We start from the raw sequence: 23231 nt of genomic DNA on the forward strand, positions 1-23231 counted from the left end.
AGAAACCCGGGCAAAACCGCCTGAGCTGCTCGTTCGTGCCGGGCACCTGGGAAAAGAATGAGAGATGTCCCCGTCAGGGCTGGTTTTTCGGCGCGATGCGGCGATACTTGCACCCCGTGTACCCGCGTCCGAAAAGCTTGGCCGTCGCGATGTTCTGCGCCCTCCTCGCCGGGGGCTGCGCCACCACCCAGGCCGCGCCCGAGCCGGATTCCGGGCCCACCCCGCTGACCGCCTCCGCCGCGCTCGGCGACTTCGGCAGCATCGACTTCTGCAGCCTGCTGGCCGTGCCCGGGGTGACCGAAGCCGTCCCGACGTTCGAAAGCTGCCGCGCCCAGGCCGGTCCGCGCACGATCACCGTCGGGCCGCTCGCCTTCGACGCCGACCCGAACCTCAAGCCCTACGAGAACTACCCCGGCTCGGTGCCCGACGGCGTGGCGATCCAGCAGTCGATGTTCAACGACCGCAGCGCCTGCACCCGCGCGATCACCTTCGCCGACGGCAACCGGATCGACCTGTCGGTCACCGACGGCACCGGCGACCAGGAGGCCCGCTGCGGCGTCGCCGACGCGGCCGTCCGCTCGGCGTTGACGGCGATCACCCGGCACCAGGTCGGGCGGCTGACGTTCCCGGACCGCTCGTGGGGCCGGGTGGCTCCGTGCGTGCCGCTCGACGACCACGACCTCGACGCCGCGGCCGGCCCGAACAGCCAGCCGACGACCGGCCTGTCCGGGCACAGCTGCATCCGCGGCAAGGTGAGCTTCCGGCTCACCGTGGAGACGACGGAACCGGCCGTCCCGGCGGAAAAAATCGGCGGCCGCGACGCGCGCGTCCGCGTCGCCGGCGCGTTCTGCCTGGTCGACACGACCCAGCCCGCCCCGGGCCTGCCGGGCCACCGGGAACTGGCGGAGATCAGCGTCGTCGAAACCGCGGGCACCGCGGGCGAGGGCACGTGTGCCCTCGCCCGCGGTGCGGCCGGCTCGATCTTCCCCCGCCTCCCGGCGGCCTAGTCCTCGTAGGTGAGGTTCTTGCCGTTCGACGGGTCGAACAGCTTGATCTTGTCCGCGTCGTACCAGACTTCGAGGTCCGCGTTCTCCTTCGCCGACGACTCCGCCGACAGCCGGGCCACGATCTGGGACTCCGCGCCGGGGACGTCGGACGAACCGCTGTCCGCGGCCAGCTCCGCGAGTTCCTCGGACGTCGCCGTCTCGCCCTCCAGGGTGAAGTGGGCGAACTTCTCCGAGCCCATCGACTCCAGCACGTCGATGTGCGCGGTGAAGGTGGCGCCGCCTGCCTTCTGGCCGGCTTCGACGAGCGCCGCGTCCTCGAAGTGCTCCGGCCGGATGCCTACGATGACCTCGCGGGGCGCGTTCGCCCGCTCCACCAGCTGCCGGACGCGGTCGGTGAGCGGTGTCGTGCCGAGGGCACTGCGCAGCTCGTTGTTCTCCAGCGTCGCCGGGACGAAGTTCATCGACGGCGAGCCGATGAACCCGGCCACGAACAGGTTCGCCGGGTTGTCGTAGAGGAACTGCGGCGAGCCGATCTGCTGGACGTAGCCGGCCCGCAGCACCACGACCCGGTCGCCCAGTGTCATGGCCTCGGTCTGGTCGTGCGTGACGTACAGCGTCGTCGTGCCGAGCTGCTTCTGGATCTTCGACACCGACGTGCGCATCTGGCCGCGCAGCTTGGCGTCCAGGTTGGACAGCGGCTCGTCCATCAGGAACGCCTTGGGGCTGCGGACGATCGCCCGGCCCATCGCGACGCGCTGGCGCTGGCCACCGGAGAGGTTGGCCGGCTTGCGGTCCAGGTGCGCGGTCAGGTCGAGGATCTTCGCGGCCTCCTCGACCTTCGCCCGCACGGTCTTGTCGTCGACCTTGGCCAGCCGCAGCGGGAAGGCCATGTTCTCCCGGACGCTCATGTGCGGGTAGAGCGCGTAGGACTGGAACACCATCGCGATGTCCCGGTCCTTCGGGGCCTTCTCGTTGACGCGCTGGCCGTCGATGCGCAGCTCGCCGGAGGAGATGTCCTCCAGGCCGGCCACCATGTTCAGCGTCGTCGACTTCCCGCAGCCGGACGGGCCGACCAGGATGATGAACTCGCCGTCGGCGATGGTGATGTCCACTTCGGACACGGCGAGGGCACCGTCGGGGTACTTCTTCGACACCTTGTCGAGCACGATCTCTGCCATAGCGCTACCCCTTCACCGCACCGGAGGTCAGCCCCGCCACGATGCGACGCTGGAAGAACAACACGAACACAATGATCGGGATGGTGATCACGACCGCGGCCGCGCACACCTGCCCGGTCGGGTCCTCGAACTGCGAGGACCCGGTGAAGAACGACAGCGCGGCCGGCACCGTGCGCGACGCCGTGGTCGACGTCAGCGAGATGGCGAACAGGAAGTCGTTCCAGCAGAAGATGAACACCAGGATGGCCGTGGTGAACACACCCGGCGCGGCCAGCGGCGCGATCACCCGGCGGAACGCCTGTGCCGGCGTCGCGCCGTCCATCTTGGCCGCCTTCTCCAGCTCCCACGGGATCTCGCGGAAGAACGCCGACAGCGTGTAGATCGACAGCGGCAGCGCGAACGTGATGTAGGGCAGGATCAGGCCGGGCCACGTGTCGAACAGCCCGAGGTTCCGCTCGATGTTGAACAGCGGCGTCACCAGCGACACCTGCGGAAACATCGCGATCAGCAGCGAGAGCCCGACCAGCAGCTGCTTGCCGGGGAAGTCCAGCCGGGCGATCGCGTACGCGGCCATCGTGCCGAGCACCACCGCGATCACGGTCGAGATGATCGCGATGCCGATCGAGTTCACCAGCGCCAGCAGGAACTCCGAGGTCTGGAAGATGTCCGCGTAGTTCTGCCAGGTCCACGACTGCGGGATGAACGCCCCGTCGGTCAGCGTGTCCTTGGTCTTGAACGACAGCGAAATCACCCAGAGCACCGGCACCAGCGCGAACACCAGCACCAGGATGTCGACCAGGCCCCACCTGACCTTGCGGCCCGTCGTGACGGTTCCCATCGTCATCAGCGCTTACCCCCTGTGTCCGAACCGGGTGCGGCCGTGCCGAACACCTTGATGAAGATGAAGGCGATGATCGCCACCGTGATGAAGATCAGCACCGCCATCGTCGACCCGATGCCGAGGTTGAGGCCCTTGACCAGGTTGTCGTAGGTCTGCATCGACACCGAACCGGTGTCCTGCGCGCCGTTGGTGAGCACGTAGATGTTGTCGAAGATGCGGAACGCGTCCAGGGTGCGGAACAGCAGCGCCACCAGGATCGCCGGCTTCATCACCGGCAGCATCACCTTGGTGAACCGCTGCCACGCGCTCGCGCCGTCCATCGCCGCGGCCTTGAGCAGGTCCTCCGGCACCAGCGCCAGGCCGGCCATCAGCAGCAGCGCCATGAACGGCGTGGTCTTCCACACCTCGGCGCCGATGATGATGAACAGCGACGGCCACTGCTCGGTGAGCGGGGCCGCGTCCGAGGCGAGCATGTTCGCCAGGTAGCCGGTCTTCGGCGTCCACGCGTAGTACCACGAGAACGCGGCGACGACCGTGACGATGCCGTACGGGATCAGCGCGACGGTGCGGACCAGGCCGCGGCCGACGAGCGTCCGGTGCATGATCAGCGCCAGCGCCATGCCGAGCACGAACTCGATCGCCACCGACACCACGGTGAGGAACATCGTGGTGCCGAACGCGGTCCACCAGTACGAGCTGGACAGCACGGCCCCGTAGTTGTCGAAGCCGACGAACTCCTGCTGCGCCGGGAACCGCAGGTCGTACCGCTGCAGCGAAAGCCAGAGCGAGTAGAGGATCGGGTAGCCGGTGACCGCGATCATCACGATGAACGCGGGCGCGCACAGCCAGAGCCCGAGCCGCCGCTCGGCCTTCTTCCCTTCGGAGAGGGCGGGTTTGCCCTTCTTGTGCGACGTCGCCTCCCCGGCGACGGTGGCCCCGGCGGCCTCGGCCGGGGTCGAGTCCTGGACGGTCACGGAATCACTCCCTTCGACTGGAGCGCGTCACCGAGCTGCTCGCGCAGCTTGGCCGCGGTGGCCTGCGGGTCGATGTCCGACGGCGGGGAAAGGATCTTCGAGATGACCGTCGAGGCGTTCTGGTACGCCGGGGTCAGCGGGCGCACCGCGGCGGTCTTCAGCGCGGCGAGGATGGCGTCGCGCATCGGGTACTTGCTCGCCATGTTCGGGTTGTCGTCCGACGCCGGCTTGCCCGGGTCGAGCGGAACGTCGTTGTGGTAGACGGATTCGATGCTCGGCGGCACACCGTCGTTGATCGCGGAGATCTTCTGGCTCTCCGGGCTGCGCAGGCACAGCGCCGCTTCGAAGGCCTCCGGCTTGTGCTGCGAGTACGTGCTCACCGCCAGGTCGAACCCGCCGATCGTGGTCCGGGCGGGCACGCCGGGCGCGGCGGCCGGGTAGACCGCCCACTTGAAGTGCGGGAGGTCCGCCTTCTTGTCCTTGGCGTAGGCGGCGTAGACGTATGGCCAGTTGAGCTGGAAGGCGGCCTGGCCGCGCTGGAACGCCTGCCGGATGTCGTCTTCCTTCATGTTGCTCAGCGACGGGTCGGTGAGCCCTGAGGTCGACACCTTCTTGAGCAGCTCGAGCGCCTTCACCGCGCCGTCGTCCATCACCACGGACTTGCCGTCGTCGGACAGGATGTGCCCGCCCATGGACGCGACCAGCGTGTTGTAGAAGACGACCAGGCCTTCGTACTGCGCGCCGGTGAACACGATCTCGTGCGGCTTGCCCTGGCCCTTGAGCTCCTGGGCCTTCTGCATCATCTCGTCCCAGGTCGCCGGCGGCGTCGGTGTCAGCCGGTCGTCGTACCAGAGCAGCTGGACGTTGGTGTTCTTCGTGGCCGCGTACAGCTTCCCGTTGTGGGTGGCGGTGTCGAGCGGGCCCTGCAGGACACCCTCGGACGCCTCCGCCTTGTTCTTGCCGGTCCACTCCTCGGCCCAGCCGGCCTCGGCGAACTCCGAGACCCACGTGACGTCGAGACCGAGGATGTCCATGGCGGTGTCACCCGCCGCCAGCCGGCGCGCCATCTGCAGCCGCTGGTCGTCCGCCCCGCGCGGGAGCTTGTTGTAGACGATTTCGTACTTGCCCGCCGCCTGCTGGTTGCAGCGGTCGACCACTTTCTGGAAGTTGTCCTCGGGCGACATGTAGATGTTGATCTTGAGCCCGGAACTCGTCGCGCAACCGGCGAGCATGCCGGTCACCAGTGCCCCTGCCCCCAGCAGGACGGCGGTGCGGCCGGGCGACCGTCCCCGTTTGCCCGCGCCGATCCTCTTCCCCATAAGGCCTCCTCACCCGCGTGCACGCCGGTTACCGCGGTACCGGTGGCACCGCGACGCGATGAGGCGAAACCGCGCCAGCACCCCGACGTGCTAGTGCTCGGGCCGCCGCGCTGCAGGGCGAGGCCGCCCGACTGGTGTCGGACAACTTATGCCGGGCGATCACACCCCGCAAGCAGTATCGGTAACGATCCAGCGCACCGCGCGTCGAATCGTGATTCTCCGCTGGTAAAGCAGGGGTTTTTCAGGGGTTCGCGGAGGGCGGTTTGAGGGCCAGCTTGGCCAGCAGTTCCCGACCCTGTTCGGCCGAGCGCGGCTGGCACAGGACGTCGTAGCGGCCGGCGACGAGCTGGCTCGCCGAGGAGAAGTCCCGGCGGCGGCCACGGGACATGCTGTACCCGATCGCCGCGAACATCAGCCCGGACAGGACCCCGAGCACGACCCCGGTCAGCACCTGCAACGCGAACCCCTGGTTGACGAACAACCCCAGCAGCAGCCCCGCGAACAGGCCGAACCACGCACCGGACACCGCGCCGGTACCGAGCACGCGGCCCCAGGTCAGCCGCCCGATCACGCGCTCGACGAGCATCAGGTCGACGCCGACGATCGTGACGTCGCCGACGGCGAACTCGCTTTCGGCGAGGAAGTCGACGGCCTGCTGGGCCTCGCCGTAGGTCGCGTACGACCCGATCGGCCAGCCGGTCGGCGGGGTCGGCAGCCGCGGCAGCCCACCGGGCGCCCGCCCCCCGCCAAAGGGACTACTCACATCATCACCTGCGCACTCGTTGTCCGGGCGTCCATCTTGTCAAGAACGCCCGGACCGTGCGAGCCGCTTACCCCGAAAGCCCGGGCGGTCGTTTGTCGACAGAGCGACAAAATTCGTCAGGACCGCGATTTGTACTCGCGCAGCAGCCCGCGGCTGATGATGGTCTTCTGGATCTCGCTGGTGCCCTCGCCGATCAGCAGGAACGGCGCCTCGCGCATCAGCCGCTCGATCTCGTACTCCTTGGAGTACCCGTAGCCGCCGTGGATGCGGAAGGCGTCCTGCGTGACCTCCGCGCAGTACTCGGACGCGATCAGCTTGGCCATCCCGGCCTCGACGTCGTTGCGCGCGCCGGAGTCCTTGAGCCGGGCCGCGTTCACCATCATCAGGTGCGCCGCCTCGACCTTGGTCGCCATCTCGGCCAGCTTGAACGCGACGGCCTGGTGCTCGGCGATCGCCTTGCCGAACGTCTTGCGCTGCTGGGCGTACTCCACCGCCAGTTCGAAGGCGCGGATCGCGATGCCGCAGGCGCGCGCCGCGACGTTGACGCGGCCGACCTCGACACCGTCCATCATGTACGCGAAGCCCTTGCCCGGCGCTTCGCCGAGCACCATGTCGGCGCCGATCCGGTAGCCGTCGAAGACCGCTTCGGTCGTGTCGACGCCCTTGTAGCCCATCTTGTCGATCTTGCCGGGGATGGTCAGGCCCGGCGCCACCTCGCCGAAGCCCTCCGGCTTCTCGACCAGGAACGTCGTCAGGTTCTGGTGGGGCTTCTCGGCGCCTTCGTCGGTCTTGACCAGCAGCGCGATCAGGTTGGACGAGCCGCCGTTGGTCAGCCACATCTTCGAGCCGTCGATGACGTAGCCGTCGTCGGTCTTCTTCGCCTTGGTCTTGATGGCCGCGACGTCCGAGCCGAGGTCGGGCTCCGACATCGAGAACGAGCCGCGGACCTCGCCGGTGGCCATCCGCGGCAGGAAGTGCTGCTTCTGCGCCTCGGTGCCGTGGCGGGAGATCATGTGCGCCACGATGAAGTGCGTGTTGATCACGCCGGAGACGCTCATCCAGCCGCGGGCGATCTCCTCGACGACCAGCGCGTAGGTCAGCAGCGACTCGCCGAGCCCGCCGTACTCCTCCGGGATGGTGATCCCGAACAGGCCCATCTCCTTCATGCCCGCGACGATGTCCGCCGGGTAGGTGTCGGCGTGCTCGAGCTCCTGCGCGTGCGGGATGACCTCCTTGTCCACGAACTGGCGGACGGTCGCGAGGATCTCCGACTGCACGTCGGTCAGGCCGGCGGTCTGGGCGAGACGGGCCATCACGGCTCCCTTTCCGGAGTACGACGCCGCTCCCGGCGCTGGGTTACCGGTGAGTATGACCCCAAAGCCGCAACGCTGCTATGAGGGCGCTCACGCTCAGCGGGTCCGGCCCCGTAAAGTGCGGGAAGAGGGGAGAGATCATGAGTTATCCGCAGGATCCGAACAACCCGTACGGCCAGCAGCCGCCCTCGGGTGGCTACCAGCAGCCCGGTTACGGCCAGCCGTCCGGCTACCAGCAGCCCGGCTACGGCCAGCAGTACCCGAGCGGCGGCTACCCGCAGTACCCGGGCTACCCCGGGATGCAGGCCCCGCCGCCGCAGGGCTCCGGGCTCGCGGTCGGGGCGCTCGTCTGCTCGGTCCTCGGCTTCGTGCTGTGCTTCCTGGTCGGCATCGCGGGGATCATCATGGGCCACATCGCCCACGGCAAGGCGAAGCGCGGCGAAGCCGACGGCCAGGGCGTCGCGCTGGCGGCGATCATCGTGGGGTACGTCGGCATCGCGCTCAACATCGGGTTCTTCGCACTCGGGCTCGCGCTCGGCTTCCTCGGCTACGCGTGACACCGCTGGTCGCCCATCCGCATCGAGGGGATCCGTCATGACCGACCCGTCCGGGGACAAGGACCGCCCGGCCGACCCGACCGCGGCCTACGACCCGCCGCCGACAGCGGACCCGGCGCCGTACCGGCCGGAGAACTACGACCCGCCGTCGGCCGACGCCACCGTCGCCGAGCCGGTCCCGGCGGACGAGCCTCAAGCCACCGAGACCGTCGCGGCCGAGCCACCGTCCGCTGCGACCGCGGAGCAGCCCGGCGGGCTGCCGCCCGGGTCGTACGAGACGCCGGCGGCCTACATCCCCGGCACGCCGTTCGCGCCGCCGGGACAGCCGGTCCCGCAGGCCTACCAGCAGCAGCCGTACCCCCCGGCCTACGGCCAGCCGTACGCGGCACCGGCTCCGTACGGGCAGCCCGCGCCGTACGGGCAGCCGTACGCGTCGCCGCGCACGCAGGACAACGCGCTGGCGGTCGGGGCCCTGGTGTGCTCGATCCTCGGGTTCTGCTCCGGTGTCACCGCGCTCGCCGGGCTCATCATGGGCCACATCGCGCTCGCCAAGACCAACCGCGGCGAAGCGGGCGGCCGCGGGCTGGCCACGGCCGCGGTGATCATCGGCTACGTCGTGATCGCGCTGTGGGTCGGCTTCTTCACCACCCTGATCATCCTGGGCACGAACGGCTACCTGAACGGCTAGTCCGCCGACGGCAGCACCGCGTCGCCGGGGCTGCGCGGCGACGGGGTGGCGTGGCCGTTCACCTCCGGTTTCGCGTCCGTGAGCTCGGCCTCGGGCTCGGGCTCGGCTTCGGCCGGCGGGGCCGCCGGGGCGGCCGGTTTGGCCGTGTGCGCGTCGAGGAACCGCAGCAGCTCCACCGGGAACGGCAGCACCAGCGTCGAGTTCTTCTCCGACGACACCTGCACCACGGTCTCCAGCAGCCGCAGCTGCAGCGCCGAGGGGGTGTCGGCCATCCTCGCCGCGGCCTGCGCGAGCTTGTGCGACGCCTGCAGCTCGCCGTCGGCGGAAATGACCCGCGCGCGCCGCTCCCGCTCCGCCTCGGCCTGCCGCGACATCGAGCGCTTCATCGCCTCCGGCAGCGCGACGTCCTTGATCTCGACGCGGTCGATGTGGATGCCCCAGTCCAGCGCCGGGCTGTCGATCATCAGCTCCAGGCCCTCGTTGAGGCGCTCGCGGTTGGAGAGCAGGTCGTCGAGCTCGCTCTTGCCGATGATCGAGCGCAGCGACGTCTGCGCGACCTGGCCGACCGCCGACCGGTAGTCCTGGACGTTGACCGCCGCGACCACCGGGTCGATCACCTTGAAGTAGACGACGGCGTCGACGCGGACCGTGACGTTGTCGCGGGTGATGCCGTCCTGGGCGGGGATCGGCATGGTCACGATCTGCATGTTGACCTTCTGCAGCCGGTCCGCGAACGGCACGAGCACCGTCAGCCCCGGCTCGCGGACCCGCGACCGCACCCGCCCGAACCGGTAGATCAGCCCGCGTTCGTACTGCTTCACGACCCGCACGCTCGACGCCAGCCAGACCCCGCCGGCGAGGACGACGGCGCTGAGAACCTCCACCACCATGACTGCTCCCGGGGTTGCGTTTCCCCTTGAAAGCCCAGCGTACGCCCGCCCGGGAGCTGACGAAATGCATTGGACACAGCGGCCAGGCTGGGGTGGTGACCGATCTTCGCGTTCCCCCGCTGTTCGCCGCCCGCGCGCCGAAGGTCCTCGGGCCGGGGGCCGTCCCGTGGCTGGCCGCCCTGCCGGAGCTCGCCGCGGAGTACGCCCGGAAGTGGAGCCTGGTGTTCGAGGGCGAAGCCATGCACGGCTACGTCGGCGTGGTGCAGCCCGCGCGCCTGCCCGACGGCACGCCGGTGGTGCTGAAGCTGGGCTGGCGCGACGCCGAGTCCGCCGACGAACCGCTCGCACTGTCCACATGGGCCGGTCGAGGAGCGGTGCTGCTGCTGGATTCCGCGCCGGACGACGGCGTCCTGCTGCTCGAGCGGCTCGACCCCGGCCGCACCCTCGACGACCTCCCGCTGCGCTCGGCGATCCCGCTCATCGGCGGCCTCGCGCGGCGGCTGGCCGTCCCCGCACCGGCAGCACTGGCCCGGCACCTGCGCACCGAGGCGGCGCGGCTGGCCGAGGAACTCCCCCGCCGCTGGGCCGAACTCGGCGAGCCGTTCGAGAAGCGGCTGGTCGACGCCGCCGTCGCGATCTGCCGCGAACTCGGGCCGTCGGCGGGCGACGTGCTGGTGAACGAGGACCTGCACTTCCAGAACGTCCTGGCCGGCACGCGCGAGCCGTGGCTGGTCATCGACCCGAAGCCACTGGCCGGCGACCTCGAGTGGGGCGTCATCCCGCTGTTCTGGAACCGCTTCACCGAGTCCACACTGGACGAACGGTTCGCGCTCATCGTCTCTTCGCACGAACTGGACGCCGAACGCGCTCGCTCCTGGACGCTGGTCCGCGCGGTGCAGAACTGGATCTGGATGGTGGAGGAACAGCTCGAAACGGGCGAAGACAGCGACGACCCCGCGTTCATCACAGTGGCGGAAATCGCTCCTTGGGCAGCCAGCCGATAGTGTCAGCGGCATGGCCGCGGTCAACAGGGTTTTCGCAGCTCAGCTGTCCGGGTTGCCGGTTTTCGGTCCGGACGGCGAATCGATCGGCCGCGTCCGCGACCTGGTCGCCGGCCTGCGCCTGGACGCGCAGCCGCCGCGGATCCTCGGGCTGGTCGTCGAGCTGGCCACCCGGCGGCGGGTCTTCGTGCCGATGCTGCGGGTCACCTCGATCGAGCCGAGCGCGGTGACGCTCGCCACCGGCTCGGTCAACATGCGCCAGTTCAACCAGCGCCCCAACGAGGTGCTGGTGCTCGGCCAGCTGCTCGACGCGCACGCGACGCTGGCCGGGTCGGGCACCCGGATCACCGTCGTCGACGCCGGGATGGAACCGACCCGCACCCGCGACTGGGTGCTCGCCAAGCTGGCCATCCGCGAGCGGCGGGTCGGGCTGGGCCGCCGCCGCGCCGCGATGCAGGTGCTGCCCTGGTCGGAGGTGGCCGGGCTGGGCCTGGCCGACCTGGGCGCCCAGCCCCAGGGCGCGGGCCAGCTGCTGATGCTGTTCGACACGATGCGCCCGGCCGACATCGCCGCGACCGTGCGCGACCTGCCGCTCAAGCGCCGGCACGAGGTCGCCGACGCGATGGACGACGAGCGCCTCGCCGACGTCATCGAGGAGCTGCCGGACGACGACCAGAAGGAGCTGCTGGCCTACCTGGCCGAGGAGCGCGCGGCCGACGTCCTGGAGGCGATGAACCCCGACGACGCCGCCGACCTGCTGGCCGAGCTGGCGCCGGCCGAGCAGAGCCGGCTGCTGGAGCTGATGGAGCCGGAGGAGTCGGCGCCGGTCCGGCGGCTGCTGGAGTACTCGTCGGACACCGCGGGCGGCCTGATGACGCCGGAGCCGGTGGTGCTGACCCCGGACACGACGATCGCCGAGGCGCTGGCCCACATCCGCAACGCCGAGCTGCCGCCGGCGCTGGCGAGCATGGTGTTCGTCTGCCGCCCACCGACGGCGACGCCGACCGGGCGGTACGTCGGCGTCGTCCACTTCCAGCGGCTCCTGCGGGAGCCGCCGGCCGAGCTGGTGGCCAGCGCCGTGGACACCGGGCTCCCGCCGCTGAAGCCGGGCGCGACGCTGGCCGAGGTCACGCGGTACTTCGCGGCCTACAACCTGACCTGCGGGCCGGTCGTCGACACCGAGGACCACCTGATCGGCGCGGTGACCGTCGACGACGTGCTCGACCACCTGCTGCCCGAGGACTGGCGGGAGACCGGGCTGCACGACACCTTGGAGGAAGACCGTGCCTGAGCTGACGTCGGGACGGCGGCTCGACCAGCCCCGCGGCCAGAACCGGTTCAGGCTGAACATCGACCCGGACACGTTCGGCAGGCTGTCCGAACGACTGGCGCGGTTCCTCGGCACCGGGAAGTACCTGTTCTGGCAGACGCTGATCGTCATCGTGTGGATCGTGCTGAACATCACGGCGGTGTCGCTGCAGTGGGACCCGTACCCCTTCATCCTGCTCAACCTGGCGTTCTCGACGCAGGCGGCGTACGCGGCGCCGTTGATCCTGCTGGCCCAGAACCGCCAGGACGACCGCGACCGCGTCTCACTGGAGGAGGACCGCAACCGGGCGGCCCAGACGAAGGCGGACACGGAGTACCTGGCCCGCGAGCTGGCCGCGCTGCGGCTGGCGATCGGCGAAGTGGCGACGCGCGACTACCTGCGCAGCGAGCTGGACCGGCTGCGGGAGGACCTGGACGTAAAGCCCAAGAAGTCCCGTACGCCTACCGGTACGTAACATGGACGGGGTGACCAGTACGCAGCAGCTCCCCAGCGTCGACGACGTCCGCAGCGCGCTGAAGAGCGTGCAAGACCCCGAGATCCGGAAACCCATCACGGACCTGGGGATGGTCAAGGACGTGGCGGTCGGCGCCGACGGCGTCGTGACGGTCGGCATCTACCTGACGGTGGCCGGCTGCCCGCTGAAGGCAACGCTGACCAACGACACTCGCGAGGCGGTTTCGAAGCTGCCGGGCGTGGTGGACGTGCGCGTCGAGCTGGACGTGATGAGCGACGAGCAGCGCTCCGAGCTGCGGAAGTCCCTGCGCGGCGACGCGGCCGAGCCGGTGATCCCGTTCGCGCAGCCGGGCTCGATGACCCGGGTGTACTGCGTGGCCTCGGGCAAGGGCGGCGTCGGCAAGTCGTCGGTGACGGTCAACCTGGCGGCGGCGATGGCCGCGCGGGGCCTGTCGGTGGGTGTGGTGGACGCGGACATCTACGGCCACTCGATCCCCCGCATGCTGGGCGCGCGCGAGAAGCCGACCAAGGTCGACACGATGATCATGCCGCCGCAGTCCCACGGCGTGAAGGTGATCTCGATCGGCATGTTCACCCCGGGCAACACCCCGGTGGTCTGGCGCGGCCCGATGCTGCACCGGGCACTGCAGCAATTCCTGGCGGACGTCTTCTGGGGCGATCTGGACATCCTCCTGCTGGACCTCCCCCCGGGCACGGGCGACATCGCGATTTCGGTGGCCCAGCTGATCCCCAACGCGGAGATCCTGGTGGTGACAACCCCCCAGCAGGCGGCGGCGGAGGTGGCCGAGCGAGCCGGAGCGATCGCGCTGCAGACGCGCCAGCGAGTGGCGGGCGTGATCGAGAACATGTCGTGGCTGGAGACGCCTTCCGGAGAGCGAATGGAGATCTTCGGCTCGGGCGGCGGCGCCACGGTGGCTGAGTCGCTGTCGAAGTCGATCGGATCGGAAGTGCCGCTCCTGGGCCAGGTCCCGATGGACCCCCGAGTGGTGGCCCAGGGCGACGCGGGCACGCCGATCGTGCTGTCCGAGCCGGAGGCGCCGGCTTCGGTGGTGTTGAGTGATGTGGCAAAGAAGCTTTCGGTAAGGGCACGCGGTTTGGCGGGGATGATGCTGAACGTGACACCGGCCGGCCGCTGAGCGCGCAGCGCACAAAGGAGCTGGGTGGTCATCCCGTCGCCTGAGGCCGTCAAATCACTTTGAGCCGGGCCCGCAACCGAGAGCGTTTGGTGGGGTGACTACGCAAGCTTGCGGGCCCGGCTCAAAGTGATAGGCCTCAATCAGGCGACGGGATGACCACCCAGCGACCCAACTCCAGAACCGGCGGCCGAGAGCGGTAGTCGGGGTCATCCCGGAGCCTGCCTGTCCGGCGAGGACGCTTTTTTCTTTAGAGCCGCAGCGTTCTTCCTCTGCCGCGGCAGAGCTCTGCCGCGGCACGGGAGCGGGTCCGACCTCCCCCGCCCCTCCGTTCGGATTTTCAGCCGGCGGTCGGGTTTGTCAAGGCGGGAAAGCGTGCCTTGACAAACCCGACCGCCGGCTGAACAGATAGCAGGGATGAGGGGCGGGGGAGGTCTGGTGAGGTGTTTTGTCGCCTTGCGCTACCGGCCGCCGGTTCGCATCGGCCGTTCGGCTGCCGGTTCGCGCCGTCTGTTCGGCCGGCGGTTTGCACCGTTCATTCGGCTACAGGGGTCGAGACAGCGAGAAGTACTCGTCCTTCCCGCAGACCAGTTTGGCCAGGGAGCCGATCGCGACTACGTTGCGTCCGGGTCGATCGGGGGGCGCTCGCCCGGCTTGAGCGGCTCCGGCGGTGTCTGGGTCTGGCCGGCCAGGTAGCCGTTCGACCCGTTGGCCGGGGTGCTGCTGCCGTTCGTGATGCCCTTCAGGCCGAGCGGGTCCGAGTCGCCGTCGAACAGGTGCTGCGTCACCACGCGCTTCGGGTCGAAGTTTCGCAGGCCGCGCAGGTCCTCCAGCGGCTTGCGGAGCTGGTCGAACTCCGGGCCCATCTCCTCGCGGAGCTGCTCCTTCGCGCCGGTCGCGAACTCGCGGACCTTGCGGACGCTCTTCGCGAGCCAAGACGCCGCCTCCGGCAGCCGCTCGGGGCCGAGGATGAACAGACCGGCGATGATGAGGACGAGGATTTCACCCCACCCGACGCTCTCGAACACCAGTCAACCTCCGAAGAAGAACCTATCCGCCCAGGGTACCCGCCACCCGCCGCGCGCCGGCAGGCCGAACGCGGGAACTCAGTCGGAAGCCAGGGTTACGTCCACGACGAAACTCGCGCCGTCACGAGCGAGCGACACCGGGACCACTTCGCCGACGTCGTGCGCGCGGACCGCCACCGTCATCTCGGCGGAGTCGCGCACGAGCCGGTTGCCGATCTTCGTGATGACGTCGCCCTCCTTGATGCCCGCGTTCGCGGCCGGGCCGCCCGGCGCGACGTTCTTCACCTGGGCACCCATCGTCGACGAGCCGGCGACCGTCGACGACGCGTTGATGCCGATGTCGGCGTGCTGGACCTTGCCGTCCTTGATCAGCGCCTTCGCGATCTTCACCGCGTAGTCGCTCGGGATGGCGAAGCCGATGCCGATGCTGCCGCCGTCGGCGCCGGACGAGCGGATCGACGAGTTGATGCCGACCAGCGCGCCGGTGGAGTCGACGAGCGCGCCGCCGGAGTTGCCGTGGTTGATCGCCGCGTCGGTCTGGATGGCCTCGTAGGTGACCGGCGGGGCACCGTTGTCGCCGCCCGCGGTGATCGGCCGGTTCAGCGCGCTGACGATGCCGGCGGTCACCGAGTTCTGCAGCGCCAGCGGGGAGCCGATCGCCATCACGGTGTCGCCGACCTGCAGGTCCGCGGACTTGCCGACCTGCAGCACGGTCGGGTTGGTGACGTTCACCTTCACGACGGCGAGGTCGGTCTTCTGGTCGGCGCCGACGAGCTTGGCCTCGGTGCGGGTGCCGTCGATGAAGACGGCGGTGACCTTGACGCCCGGGTCCGCGGCGGCGGAGGCGATGACGTGCTCGTTGGTGAGGATGTAGCCCTGCGGGTCGATCATGACGCCGGAGCCCTGCTCGCCGGACTCGGCGCCGGGCTTGAACACCTCGAGCGAGACGACGGCGGGCGAGACGCGTTTCGCGATTTCGGCGACGGACCCGGCGGGCCGTTCCTTGCCGGCCTCGGCTTCGGAGATGGTGGCGGACCCGGTGAGCTCGGTGCCGGTGTCGGCGGCCCACCACCCGACGACCCCGCCGGCGGCACCGATGAGGAGGGCGACGACCCCGAGCAGGACGAGCGCCTTCGGCTGCACACGGCGCCCGAAGAGCACCTCGGGCAGGCTCAGGAGCGCACCGGGAGGACGTTTGGCGGGCTTTTCCTCGTCTTCGGCGGGCACGGCGGGCCCGGCGAGAACGGCGGCAGCCCCGGGATCCCGCCACGGGTCGCGGGTGCCGGTCCACAGGGGCGGTTCGACGTCCGGAGCGTCCCCGGTGGCTTCCCGAGGCCGTTCGAGCAGCACCCCTTCGGCCCCGGGCGGCCGCCGGAAGGCCTCGGCGAGCGATTCGGGAGCGGGCGGGGCGAGGTTGACGCCGTTGGCCTTCTGCGGGGAGTAGAGCTTGTCGAACGCCCCGTCGACACCCTGCGGCCTGCCGAAGACGGCGGCCTGCGCGGGATCGACGGCCGGTCGCGCGAGCGGCCGCGGGCCCAGCCGGTCGGCTTCACGCGCGCCGGGCTGCTCGGGATTCACGTTCGGCTCGGTCATCATTCCCCGGTGCAGAAGATCAGGTGGCTGGGCGTGACGATACCCAAGCCCAGTGCCCCGAGTCTGCCGGTCCACGGGTGAAGTGGCTGTTTCTTGGCAGGTCTTCCACAAGGTGCCGCCGTGCAGGTCACCCGGAATCCCGGCAAATCCCACCCGGCCCCGGACAAGTCGAAGGCCGCTGCGAAAGTGGCTTCGCAGCGGCCTTCAAGTTCAACTCAGCGGATGCCCGCCGGCAGCACCGCCGGTGTCGTGCTCACCGGCGTCGACACCGGGGCCGGCTGCTGGGGCACCGCCATCTGGGCCGGCAGCAGGTTCGCCGGCTGGGGGGCTCCGCCGCCCGTCTCCGGGGTTCCGTCGCCGTCCGCCGAGGTCCCCACCAGGGCCAGCGCGCTCAGCACCAGGCCCGACACCACGACCCCCGCTCCCTGGGCGGCGCGGCGCTTGAACCGGCCGCCGCCGAGGACGTTCGGGGACTGGCCCAGCGGGGCCGATGATCCCAACGGCGCCACACCACCCAGCACGCCCGCATCGCGCAGGCCCGCGACCCGGTCGGGGCGCTGGACCGCGACCAGCTGGCCGTCGGCCGTCACGGCCAGGTTGTCCGGAGCGCTCGGCAGCTCGGTGTGCTGCGGGATCGACTGGAGGCTCGCCAGGAACCCGGCCGACATCGACGGCGCTCCGGCCCGGCGGATCGTCTCGCCCATCTGCCGCTGCGCGCGCACTTCGGCCGCGCATGCCGGGCAGCGGGTGATGTGCGACGCCGCGCGATCGCGTGCGCCGTGGGACAGCTCGCCGTCGACGAACGCCACCACGACGTCCGGCAGCAAGTGCGACTCGGGGAGCGCCCAGCCTCGCGGTGCGGTCATACCGTCACCTTCGCAGACTGCGGTGCGTGACTGCGCCGGCGCTCGAGCGACGCGCGCAGCGCCTGGCGCCCGCGGTGGATGCGGCTGCGGACGGTGCCCAGCTTGACGCCCAGCGTGGCGCCGATCTCCTCGTACGACAGCCCCTCGACGTCACACAGCACGACGGCGGCGCGGAACTCCGGGGGCAGCTCGTCGAGCGCCGCCTGCAGGTCCGGGTCCAGGTGGGTGTCGGAGTAGACCTGCTCGGGGCTCGGGTCGTCGCCCACGATGCGGTCGGTGTCCTCGGGCAGGCCTTCCATCCGCACGCGCGAGCGGCGGCGGGCCATGTCCAGGAACAGGTTGGTGGTGATCCGGTGCAGCCAGCCCTCGAACGTGCCGGGCTTGTAGGACGCCAGCGAGCGGAAGACCCGGATGAAGGTCTCCTGCGTGAGGTCCTCGGCGTCGTGGGTGTTGCCGGTCAGGCGGTAGGCGAGCCGGTAGACCCGGTCACCGTGTTCGCGCACGACCTCGTCCCAGGACGGAGGCGTCCAGGCGGCCTCGTCCAGGGTCACGGGCTGGGCCCCGGCGTCGGCAACGGCGTTCTGCATCGTGGGAGCAGGCACCTCCATCAGCGTTTCTCCTGTCTGCTCCACCCAACGCGGGTCCTCGGCACGGTGTTCCCGTGTGTTCGGATTTCAGTCTCTCCGGGTTCCTTATGGTTCTAGTGAGACTGGACTGAGAGCAGGCTGAGAACTTCTTCCCGGGTGCTTACCAGGGAGCCTGCGCGGATTTATCGACAACCAACGCTAACCTCCGTGCGTGAACACGCCCACCCCTGCGGCCGCACCGGCCGATTCCGGGTTCGTCGACGGGTACCTGCCCGACGACGAGGTGCTGTCTTCGGCGCGGGCACGGGCCGAAGACCTGGGCTGCACCCCGCTCAGCGCGGGTGCGGGCGCGACGCTGCGGTTCCTGGCCGCGACGCTGTGCGCGAAGGCGGTCGTCGAGGTCGGCACGGGTGCGGGCGTGAGCGGGCTCAGCCTGCTGCGCGGCATGGCCCCCGACGGCGTCCTGACCTCGATCGACGTCGAGCCGGAGTACCAGCGGGCGGCGCGCACGACGTTCCGCGAGGCCGGTTTCGCCCCGGGCCGCACCCGGCTGATCATCGGGCGCGCGCTGGACGTCCTGCAGCGGCTCACGCCCGGGGGCTACGACCTGGTGTTCGTCGATTCCGCGCACATCGAGTACCCCGGGTGCTACGAGCTGGGCGTGTCGCTCCTGCGGCGGGGCGGGATCATCGCGTTCCACAACGTGCTGGCCGGGGGCCGGGTGATCGACCCGGCGCACCGCGATCCGGAGACGCTGGCGTTGCGCGAGGTGGCGCGGGCGTTCCGGGAGGACGAACGGCTGGTCCCGGCGCTGCTGCCGGTGGGTGGCGGACTGCTGGTCGGCGCGGCTACCTGACCGCCGCCAGCTCGAGTCGCTCCGCCCGGACCCGCGTCCCGGCCACCACCGCCGCCACCGCCAGCAGCAGCCACACCGCCACCACCGCGATCAGCCACGGCCACCCCGCGTGCCCGTACACCCACGCCCCCGCCGCGCCGCCCACGCTGCTGCCCAGGTAGTACGTCGCCGTGTACGTTCCGCCCACCTGGCCCCGGGCCGTCTCCGGGGCGTCCGCCGCGGCCCAGCCGTTCGCCACCGCGTGGGCCGCGAAGAACGCGCCCGTCAGCACCAGGAACCCGGCTATGACCAGCGGCAACGAGTCCGGCAGCGTCAGGGCCGCCCCGGCTGCCGTCAGCAGGAGCGCTCCGATCAACGCCCGGCGGCGGCCCACCCTGGCCACCAGCCTCCCGGCCGCCGCCGAGGACACCGAGCCCGTCGCATACGCCAGGAAGACCAGGGAAGCGACCGCCGGCGACAGCTCCAGCGGGGAACCGGTCAGCCGGAAGCCCGCCGCGTTGTAGAGGGCGACGAACGACCCCATCGCCAGCAACGCCACCGCGTACTGCGCCAGCAGCACCGGCTTGCTCAGCGCCGTCAGCAGCCCCCGCCCGACGCCGTGGACGCGGCCGGGGCGTGGGCTCGGCGGCAGCGTCACCACCGTGATCGCCGAGCAGACCGCCCCCACGCACGCCACCACCAGCAGCGCGCCGCGCCAGCCGAGGGGACCCGCCGTGAAGCCGCTCGCCAGCCTGCCGAGCATGCCGCCGATCGTGTTGCCCGCGATCATCGCCCCCACCGCCGCCGCGACGCCCGCGCGGCCGAGGCGTTCCGCCAGGTACGCCGCCGCCACGCCGGGGAACCCCGCGATCGCGACGCCCTGCAGCGCGCGCAGGACCAGCAGCGCCGGGTACGTCGGCATCAGGGGCAGCAGCAGGCCGAACACCACCGACGCGATGACCGACGTCAGGATCACCGGACGGCGGCCGACCACTTCGGACAGCGCCGCGATCGGCAGCACCGCGATGGCCAGCGCGCCGGTCGCCACGCTGACCGCCAGCGCCGCGCCGCCCGGGTCGAGGTGGTACTGCGCCGCCAGCTGGGGCAGCACCGGCTGCGGGGCGTAGAGCAGGGCGAACGAGGAGATCCCGGCCGCGGCGACGGCCGTCTTGACTCGGCGGGTGGAAGTCACGTCCTGAAAGTAAGCAGGACTAACCAATACGTCTAATGCACGAAGGTGGCAGTATTGATGCGGTGACGTATGACTCGCTGTCCGCGCAGGTCGCGCCGCACCTGCCGCTGCTCGCCGCCCTCCGGGAGACGAGGAACGTCACACGCGCGGCCGAACTGCTGGGCGTCCCGCAGCCCACCGTCAGCCGTCGGCTCGCCGCGCTGGCGGACGCGCTGGGCGCCCCGCTGACGGTCCCGGATGGCCGTGGCATCCGGCTGACGCGCGCGGCGGAGCTGCTCGCCGAGGCGGCCGAGCGCGGCCTCGCGGCACTGGACACCGGTGTCCGGCTGGCGCGCGAGGAGGTGGCGCCGGAGTCGGGGCACGTCGTGCTGGGTTCCTGCACCTGCTCGGGCGGTCGCTGGTGCCGTCGCTGCTGCGCGAGTACCGGGCGCGCCACCCCGGGGTGCGGTTCACGCTGGTGCAGGGCTCGCGGCAGGAGATGGTCGACCGGCTCGTGGGCGGCGAGCTGGACCTGGCGCTGCTGGCCCCGCTGCCGGACGTCCCGGCGCTGGCCTGCGCGGGCCTGGTCGACGAGGAGATCCTGCTGTCGGTCCCGGCGGGCCACCGGCTGGCGGAGCGCCGCGAAGTCCGGGTGGCCGAACTGGCGGACGAGGAGTTCGTGCTGCTGGAGCCGGGCTACGGCGTCCGGACGCTGACCGACGAGCTCTGCGCGGCGGCCGGCTTCACGCCGCGGATCGCGTTCGAGGGCCAGGAGTCGGACACCGTGCGCGGCCTGGTCGCGGCCGGGCTCGGGGTGGCGTTGCTGCCGCGGTTCGGGCCGGGCACGCCGGCGGGCGTGGCGGAGGTACCGCTCTCGCCGCCGCCGTTCCGGACGATCGGGCTGGTGTGGCGGGCGGCCGAGCCGATGACACCGGCGGTCACCGGCTTCCGCGACCACGTGCTGGCCAGCCGTCAGGCCAGCGAGGCGGCCAGCTCCACCAGCGTCCGCGCCGCGAACCCGGTCGCTCCCGGCACGACCTCGTCGTAGTTCTTCTCCGACCGGGCCGGCCCGGCGATGTCCAGGTGCGCCCACGGCAGCCCCGCCGTGAACTCCCGCAGGAACAGCGCCGCCGTGATCCCGCCCGGGCCTCCCGGCGTCTGGCGGACGTCGCCGAACTCGCCGCGGACGTTCTCCGCGTAGTCCTCCACCAGCGGCATCCGCCACCACGCTTCGCCCACGCGCGCGCCCGCCGCGGTCACCGCGTCCGCCAGCGCCGAGTCGGAGGCGAACAGGCCGCCCGTCCGCAGGCCCAGCGAGACCTTCATCGCGCCGGTCAGCGTGGCCGCGTCGACCACGTAGTCCGGCGTGTACTTCTTGATCCCGTACGCCAGCGCGTCCGCCAGGACCATCCGGCCCTCCGCGTCCGTGTTGCCCACCTCGGTCGTCTTGCCGCCGTAGTGCCGGACGATGTCGCCCGGGCGGTACGACGAACCCGACACGTGGTTCTCCGCGCACGGGACCAGCGCCGTCACCCGGACCGGCAGCCCCAGCGCGGCGACGGCGCGGATCGCCGCGATCACCGCCGCGCCGCCCGCCATGTCCGTGCGCATCAGGTGCATGCCGTCGGCCGGCTTGATCGACAGGCCGCCCGTGTCGAACGTGATGCCCTTGCCCACCAGCAGCAGGTGCGTCGAGGCACCGGACGGCTTGTACGCCAGCTCGACCAGCCGCGGCGGCCGGGCCGAACCGCCGCCGACCGCCAGGACGCCGCCGAAGCCCTCGGCCGCGAGCCACTTCTCGTCCCGGACCGTCGCCTCGACGCGCGGGCCTGCCACCCGCGCGGCCGTGTCGGCCAGCCAGGCCGGGGTCTTCACGTTGGACGGCGTGTTCGCGAGGTCACGGGTCAACGCCGTCGCCGCGGCCAGCACCGAAGCCCGCTCCACCAGTGCAGGCAGCGCCGGGTCCGGCGACACGAGCCGGATGGTGCGCACCGACGGCGCGGGGTCCTCGCCGGTCACCTTGTAGCGGTAGCCGCCCAGCAGCAGGCCCAGCGCCAGTTCGGTGACGTGCTCGCCCGCGGCCTCCTCCGGCAGCTCCAGCTGCACCGCGCGGAACGCCTTGGCCCCGGCCTTGACGTCCTCCGCCAGGGCCGCGTTCACCGCGCGGACCAGCGCCGCGCCGGTCTTGCGGTACTCCTTCGGCTCGCCGCCGCCGAGCCCCGCGATCCAGCGGGGGTCGCCGCCGGGCACCGTCTGCACGTCGCCCGCCTTGCCGGTGATCCGGACGCCCTCGATCTCCAGGGGCTCGACGTCATCGTTGTCGGGAGCGGCCACCAGCCGGGCCGCCGGGACGCCGCGGCGGAGCTCGGCCGCGACCTCGATGTCGAGCAGGGTAGCCGGAACGGGCGGTAGCGGATTACGCACAGTGAGCAACCTTAGGGCGCAGAGGAACCGCGACCCCGGCCTCCGAGTGGAGACCGGGGTGCGACGGAAGGACGGTTGGAGAAGGCAGGCTCAGCCGGTGACCTCCGCCAGCGCGGCGCCGAGGTCCTTCGCTTCTTCCGCGGAGAGTTCGACGACGAGTCGCCCACCACCCTCGAGCGGTACGCGCATCACGAGGCCCCGCCCCTCCTTAGTCACTTCGAGGGGACCATCTCCGGTCCGGGGCTTCATGGCCGCCATAGCGTGCTCCCTCCGTCTCAACCGGCGCGCCCGGGTCGCGCTCGCGTGAAAGCCAGCCGGGTCTCGGGTCCATTGTCCCTCATCAGCGGGCGGGCGCATCAGCGGAGGGGATCTTTTGCCGCCGTATCGGTGCTGGTATGCGGCCCGCGCGAGGTGAAAGACTCTCGGCCGACCGAAGTTTTCCGCGCAAGGAGAAGACGTGACCACATCCGACGTCCTGGTGACCGCCGACGCCGACGGGGTGCGCACCCTCACCCTCAACCGGCCGCAGGCGTACAACTCGCTGACCGTGGAGCTGAAGGAAGCACTGCTCGCGGCGCTGCGCGAGGCGTCCGGCGACGAGGGGGTCCGCGCGGTCGTGCTGACCGGTTCGGGCAAGGCGTTCTGCGCCGGGCAGGACCTCAAGGAGCACGTCGGGCTGCTGCAAGCGGGTGACCCCGCCCCGCTACACACGGTGAAGGAGCACTACAACCCGATCGTCAAGGCGATCGTGTCGATGGAGAAGCCGGTGATCGCGGCGGTCAACGGCACCGCCGCGGGCGCCGGGGCCGCCTTCGCCTACGCCAGCGACCTGCGGATCGCCGCCGAGTCGTCGTCGTTCCTGATGGCCTTCGCCAACGTCGGGCTGGGCCCGGACTCGGGCGCGTCCTGGACGCTGCAGCGGCTGGTCGGCTACGGCCGCGCGGCCGAGCTGATGCTGCTGGCCCGGACCGTCGACGCGGCCGAGGCGCTGCGGCTCGGCCTGGTCGGCGAGGTCGTCCCGGACGAAGAACTCGCCGCCCGCGCCCAGCAGGTGGCGGCGAAGCTGGCGAACGGCCCGACCGTGGCCTACGCGAAGATCAAGAGCGTGCTCAACCTGGCCGCGCAGTCGACGTTCGAGGAAGCCCTCGACGCCGAGGACGCCGCCCAGACCGCGCTCGGCGCGACCGCCGACCACGCCGAGGCCGTTGAGGCCTTCGTCGGCAAGCGCAAGCCGAACTTCCAGGGCAAGTGACGCCGCG

The 23231-nt window shown here is 70.9% G+C and carries 23 protein-coding genes and 1 pseudogene; 10 read left to right on the forward strand and 14 right to left on the reverse strand.

The annotated features are described in order from the left end of the window. Positions 1–116: 116 nt before the first annotated feature. Entirely contained in the window at positions 117–1007 is an 891-nt protein-coding gene (locus HUT10_RS21970) for a hypothetical protein (RefSeq protein WP_254896976.1), read from the forward strand. Here HUT10_RS21970 and HUT10_RS21975 read toward each other — a convergent pair. The 6 genes from HUT10_RS21975 to HUT10_RS22000 all read right to left on the reverse strand — a co-directional run bounded on the left by HUT10_RS21975 (position 1004) and on the right by HUT10_RS22000 (position 7395). Beyond that, the gene (locus tag HUT10_RS21975; RefSeq protein ID WP_176172952.1) at positions 1004–2185 is read right to left on the reverse strand and encodes an ABC transporter ATP-binding protein; all 1182 of its coding nucleotides are present in this window, start codon (positions 2183–2185) and stop codon (positions 1004–1006) included. The genes HUT10_RS21970 and HUT10_RS21975 overlap by 4 nt on opposite strands. A 4-nt stretch (positions 2186–2189) precedes the next feature. Beyond that, on the reverse strand, positions 2190–3029 hold the full coding sequence (locus HUT10_RS21980; RefSeq protein WP_176172953.1) for a carbohydrate ABC transporter permease: 840 nt from the start codon (positions 3027–3029) through the stop codon (positions 2190–2192). Further along, complete coding sequence (locus tag HUT10_RS21985; protein WP_176172954.1) at positions 3029–4000, reverse strand: carbohydrate ABC transporter permease; 972 nt, start codon at positions 3998–4000, stop codon at positions 3029–3031. Before HUT10_RS21985 ends, HUT10_RS21980 begins: the two co-directional genes overlap by 1 nt. Then, the gene (locus HUT10_RS21990; RefSeq protein WP_176172955.1) at positions 3997–5319 is read right to left on the reverse strand and encodes an ABC transporter substrate-binding protein; all 1323 of its coding nucleotides are present in this window, start codon (positions 5317–5319) and stop codon (positions 3997–3999) included. Before HUT10_RS21990 ends, HUT10_RS21985 begins: the two co-directional genes overlap by 4 nt. Positions 5320–5560: 241 nt before the next feature. Next, on the reverse strand, positions 5561–6082 hold the full coding sequence (locus HUT10_RS21995; protein ID WP_176172956.1) for a general stress protein: 522 nt from the start codon (positions 6080–6082) through the stop codon (positions 5561–5563). Between the two features lie 116 nt (positions 6083–6198). Beyond that, entirely contained in the window at positions 6199–7395 is a 1197-nt protein-coding gene (locus HUT10_RS22000) for an acyl-CoA dehydrogenase family protein (protein WP_176172957.1), read from the reverse strand. Positions 7396–7535: 140 nt separating this feature from the next. Here HUT10_RS22000 and HUT10_RS22005 point away from each other — a divergent pair, with 140 nt between their 5' ends. Beyond that, positions 7536–7952, forward strand: coding sequence for a DUF4190 domain-containing protein (locus HUT10_RS22005; RefSeq protein ID WP_176172958.1), 417 nt, complete (start codon positions 7536–7538; stop codon positions 7950–7952). A 37-nt stretch (positions 7953–7989) separates the two neighbouring features. Beyond that, positions 7990–8640 carry a DUF4190 domain-containing protein gene (locus HUT10_RS22010; protein WP_176172959.1) on the forward strand — a complete coding sequence of 217 codons (651 nt, stop codon included), beginning with the start codon at positions 7990–7992 and terminating at the stop codon, positions 8638–8640. On the opposite strand, the gene HUT10_RS22015 is transcribed toward HUT10_RS22010, so the two are convergent. Continuing rightward, entirely contained in the window at positions 8637–9530 is an 894-nt protein-coding gene (locus HUT10_RS22015; protein ID WP_176172960.1) for a slipin family protein, read from the reverse strand. The two genes, HUT10_RS22010 and HUT10_RS22015, sit on opposite strands and share 4 nt — an antisense overlap. A gap of 92 nt (positions 9531–9622) precedes the next feature. Between HUT10_RS22015 and HUT10_RS22020 the strand changes: the two genes are divergently transcribed. The 4 genes from HUT10_RS22020 to HUT10_RS22035 are packed head-to-tail and all read left to right on the forward strand — an operon-like array spanning position 9623 to position 13471. Further along, positions 9623–10534, forward strand: coding sequence for an aminoglycoside phosphotransferase family protein (locus HUT10_RS22020; RefSeq protein WP_176172961.1), 912 nt, complete (start codon positions 9623–9625; stop codon positions 10532–10534). A 10-nt stretch (positions 10535–10544) separates the two neighbouring features. Beyond that, positions 10545–11822: a CBS domain-containing protein gene (locus HUT10_RS22025; RefSeq protein ID WP_176172962.1), complete on the forward strand. Its 1278-nt coding sequence runs from the start codon at positions 10545–10547 to the stop codon at positions 11820–11822. After that, positions 11815–12315 carry a DUF1003 domain-containing protein gene (locus tag HUT10_RS22030; RefSeq protein WP_176172963.1) on the forward strand — a complete coding sequence of 167 codons (501 nt, stop codon included), beginning with the start codon at positions 11815–11817 and terminating at the stop codon, positions 12313–12315. The genes HUT10_RS22025 and HUT10_RS22030 overlap by 8 nt, the downstream gene beginning before the upstream one ends. A gap of 10 nt (positions 12316–12325) precedes the next feature. After that, on the forward strand, positions 12326–13471 hold the full coding sequence (locus tag HUT10_RS22035; RefSeq protein ID WP_176172964.1) for an Mrp/NBP35 family ATP-binding protein: 1146 nt from the start codon (positions 12326–12328) through the stop codon (positions 13469–13471). A 611-nt stretch (positions 13472–14082) separates the two neighbouring features. On the opposite strand, the gene tatB is transcribed toward HUT10_RS22035, so the two are convergent. From tatB to sigE, 4 genes are all read right to left on the reverse strand, one after another. Beyond that, positions 14083–14496 carry a Sec-independent protein translocase protein TatB gene (gene tatB, locus HUT10_RS22040; RefSeq protein WP_176172965.1) on the reverse strand — a complete coding sequence of 138 codons (414 nt, stop codon included), beginning with the start codon at positions 14494–14496 and terminating at the stop codon, positions 14083–14085. Between the two features lie 78 nt (positions 14497–14574). After that, positions 14575–16092, reverse strand: a complete 1518-nt coding sequence (locus tag HUT10_RS22045; RefSeq protein WP_176172966.1) for a trypsin-like peptidase domain-containing protein — start codon at positions 16090–16092, stop codon at positions 14575–14577. Between the two features lie 212 nt (positions 16093–16304). Next, the gene (locus tag HUT10_RS22050; protein ID WP_176172967.1) at positions 16305–16955 is read right to left on the reverse strand and encodes an anti-sigma factor; all 651 of its coding nucleotides are present in this window, start codon (positions 16953–16955) and stop codon (positions 16305–16307) included. Further along, positions 16952–17563 carry an RNA polymerase sigma factor SigE gene (sigE, locus tag HUT10_RS22055; protein WP_176172968.1) on the reverse strand — a complete coding sequence of 204 codons (612 nt, stop codon included), beginning with the start codon at positions 17561–17563 and terminating at the stop codon, positions 16952–16954. Before sigE ends, HUT10_RS22050 begins: the two co-directional genes overlap by 4 nt. Before the next feature lie 190 nt (positions 17564–17753). On the opposite strand from sigE, the gene HUT10_RS22060 reads away from it, so the two are divergent. Beyond that, on the forward strand, positions 17754–18398 hold the full coding sequence (locus HUT10_RS22060) for an O-methyltransferase (protein WP_091304386.1): 645 nt from the start codon (positions 17754–17756) through the stop codon (positions 18396–18398). Here the strand turns inward: HUT10_RS22060 and HUT10_RS22065 are convergent. Continuing rightward, positions 18391–19569, reverse strand: a complete 1179-nt coding sequence (locus HUT10_RS22065) for an MFS transporter (RefSeq protein ID WP_176172969.1) — start codon at positions 19567–19569, stop codon at positions 18391–18393. The two genes, HUT10_RS22060 and HUT10_RS22065, sit on opposite strands and share 8 nt — an antisense overlap. A 35-nt stretch (positions 19570–19604) precedes the next feature. Between HUT10_RS22065 and HUT10_RS22070 the strand changes: the two are divergent. Further along, positions 19605–20596, forward strand: a pseudogene (locus HUT10_RS22070) (LysR family transcriptional regulator). Here the strand turns inward: HUT10_RS22070 and HUT10_RS22075 are convergent. Both HUT10_RS22075 and HUT10_RS22080 read right to left on the reverse strand, forming a co-directional pair. Beyond that, a complete protein-coding gene (locus HUT10_RS22075) occupies positions 20521–21972 on the reverse strand; it encodes a M17 family metallopeptidase (protein WP_176172970.1) in 1452 nt (483 codons plus the stop codon). The pseudogene HUT10_RS22070 and the gene HUT10_RS22075 sit on opposite strands and share 76 nt — an antisense overlap. Before the next feature lie 90 nt (positions 21973–22062). Next, the gene (locus HUT10_RS22080; RefSeq protein ID WP_013222969.1) at positions 22063–22230 is read right to left on the reverse strand and encodes a DUF3117 domain-containing protein; all 168 of its coding nucleotides are present in this window, start codon (positions 22228–22230) and stop codon (positions 22063–22065) included. 199 nt (positions 22231–22429) lie between these two features. Here HUT10_RS22080 and HUT10_RS22085 point away from each other — a divergent pair, with 199 nt between their 5' ends. After that, complete coding sequence (locus HUT10_RS22085) at positions 22430–23224, forward strand: enoyl-CoA hydratase-related protein (RefSeq protein ID WP_176172971.1); 795 nt, start codon at positions 22430–22432, stop codon at positions 23222–23224. The last annotated feature ends 7 nt before the right edge of the window (positions 23225–23231 follow it).

Source organism: Amycolatopsis sp. Hca4 (assembly GCF_013364075.1).
Taxonomy (GTDB): domain Bacteria; phylum Actinomycetota; class Actinomycetes; order Mycobacteriales; family Pseudonocardiaceae; genus Amycolatopsis.

Excerpts from the sequence above, each read along its gene's own strand:
- HUT10_RS22015 (WP_176172960.1), bottom strand. The coding sequence starts at position 9,530 with ATGGTGGTGGAGGTTCTCAGCGCCGTCGTCCTCGCCGGCGGGGTCTGG.
- HUT10_RS22050 (WP_176172967.1), bottom strand. The coding sequence starts at position 16,955 with ATGACCGCACCGCGAGGCTGGGCGCTCCCCGAGTCGCACTTGCTGCCG.
- HUT10_RS22025 (WP_176172962.1), top strand. The coding sequence starts at position 10,545 with ATGGCCGCGGTCAACAGGGTTTTCGCAGCTCAGCTGTCCGGGTTGCCG.
- sigE (WP_176172968.1), bottom strand. The coding sequence starts at position 17,563 with ATGGAGGTGCCTGCTCCCACGATGCAGAACGCCGTTGCCGACGCCGGG.
- HUT10_RS21975 (WP_176172952.1), bottom strand. The coding sequence starts at position 2,185 with ATGGCAGAGATCGTGCTCGACAAGGTGTCGAAGAAGTACCCCGACGGT.
- HUT10_RS22000 (WP_176172957.1), bottom strand. The coding sequence starts at position 7,395 with ATGGCCCGTCTCGCCCAGACCGCCGGCCTGACCGACGTGCAGTCGGAG.
- HUT10_RS22045 (WP_176172966.1), bottom strand. The coding sequence starts at position 16,092 with ATGATGACCGAGCCGAACGTGAATCCCGAGCAGCCCGGCGCGCGTGAA.
- HUT10_RS22080 (WP_013222969.1), bottom strand. The coding sequence starts at position 22,230 with ATGGCGGCCATGAAGCCCCGGACCGGAGATGGTCCCCTCGAAGTGACT.
- HUT10_RS22005 (WP_176172958.1), top strand. The coding sequence starts at position 7,536 with ATGAGTTATCCGCAGGATCCGAACAACCCGTACGGCCAGCAGCCGCCC.
- HUT10_RS21990 (WP_176172955.1), bottom strand. The coding sequence starts at position 5,319 with ATGGGGAAGAGGATCGGCGCGGGCAAACGGGGACGGTCGCCCGGCCGC.
- HUT10_RS21980 (WP_176172953.1), bottom strand. The coding sequence starts at position 3,029 with ATGACGATGGGAACCGTCACGACGGGCCGCAAGGTCAGGTGGGGCCTG.
- HUT10_RS22010 (WP_176172959.1), top strand. The coding sequence starts at position 7,990 with ATGACCGACCCGTCCGGGGACAAGGACCGCCCGGCCGACCCGACCGCG.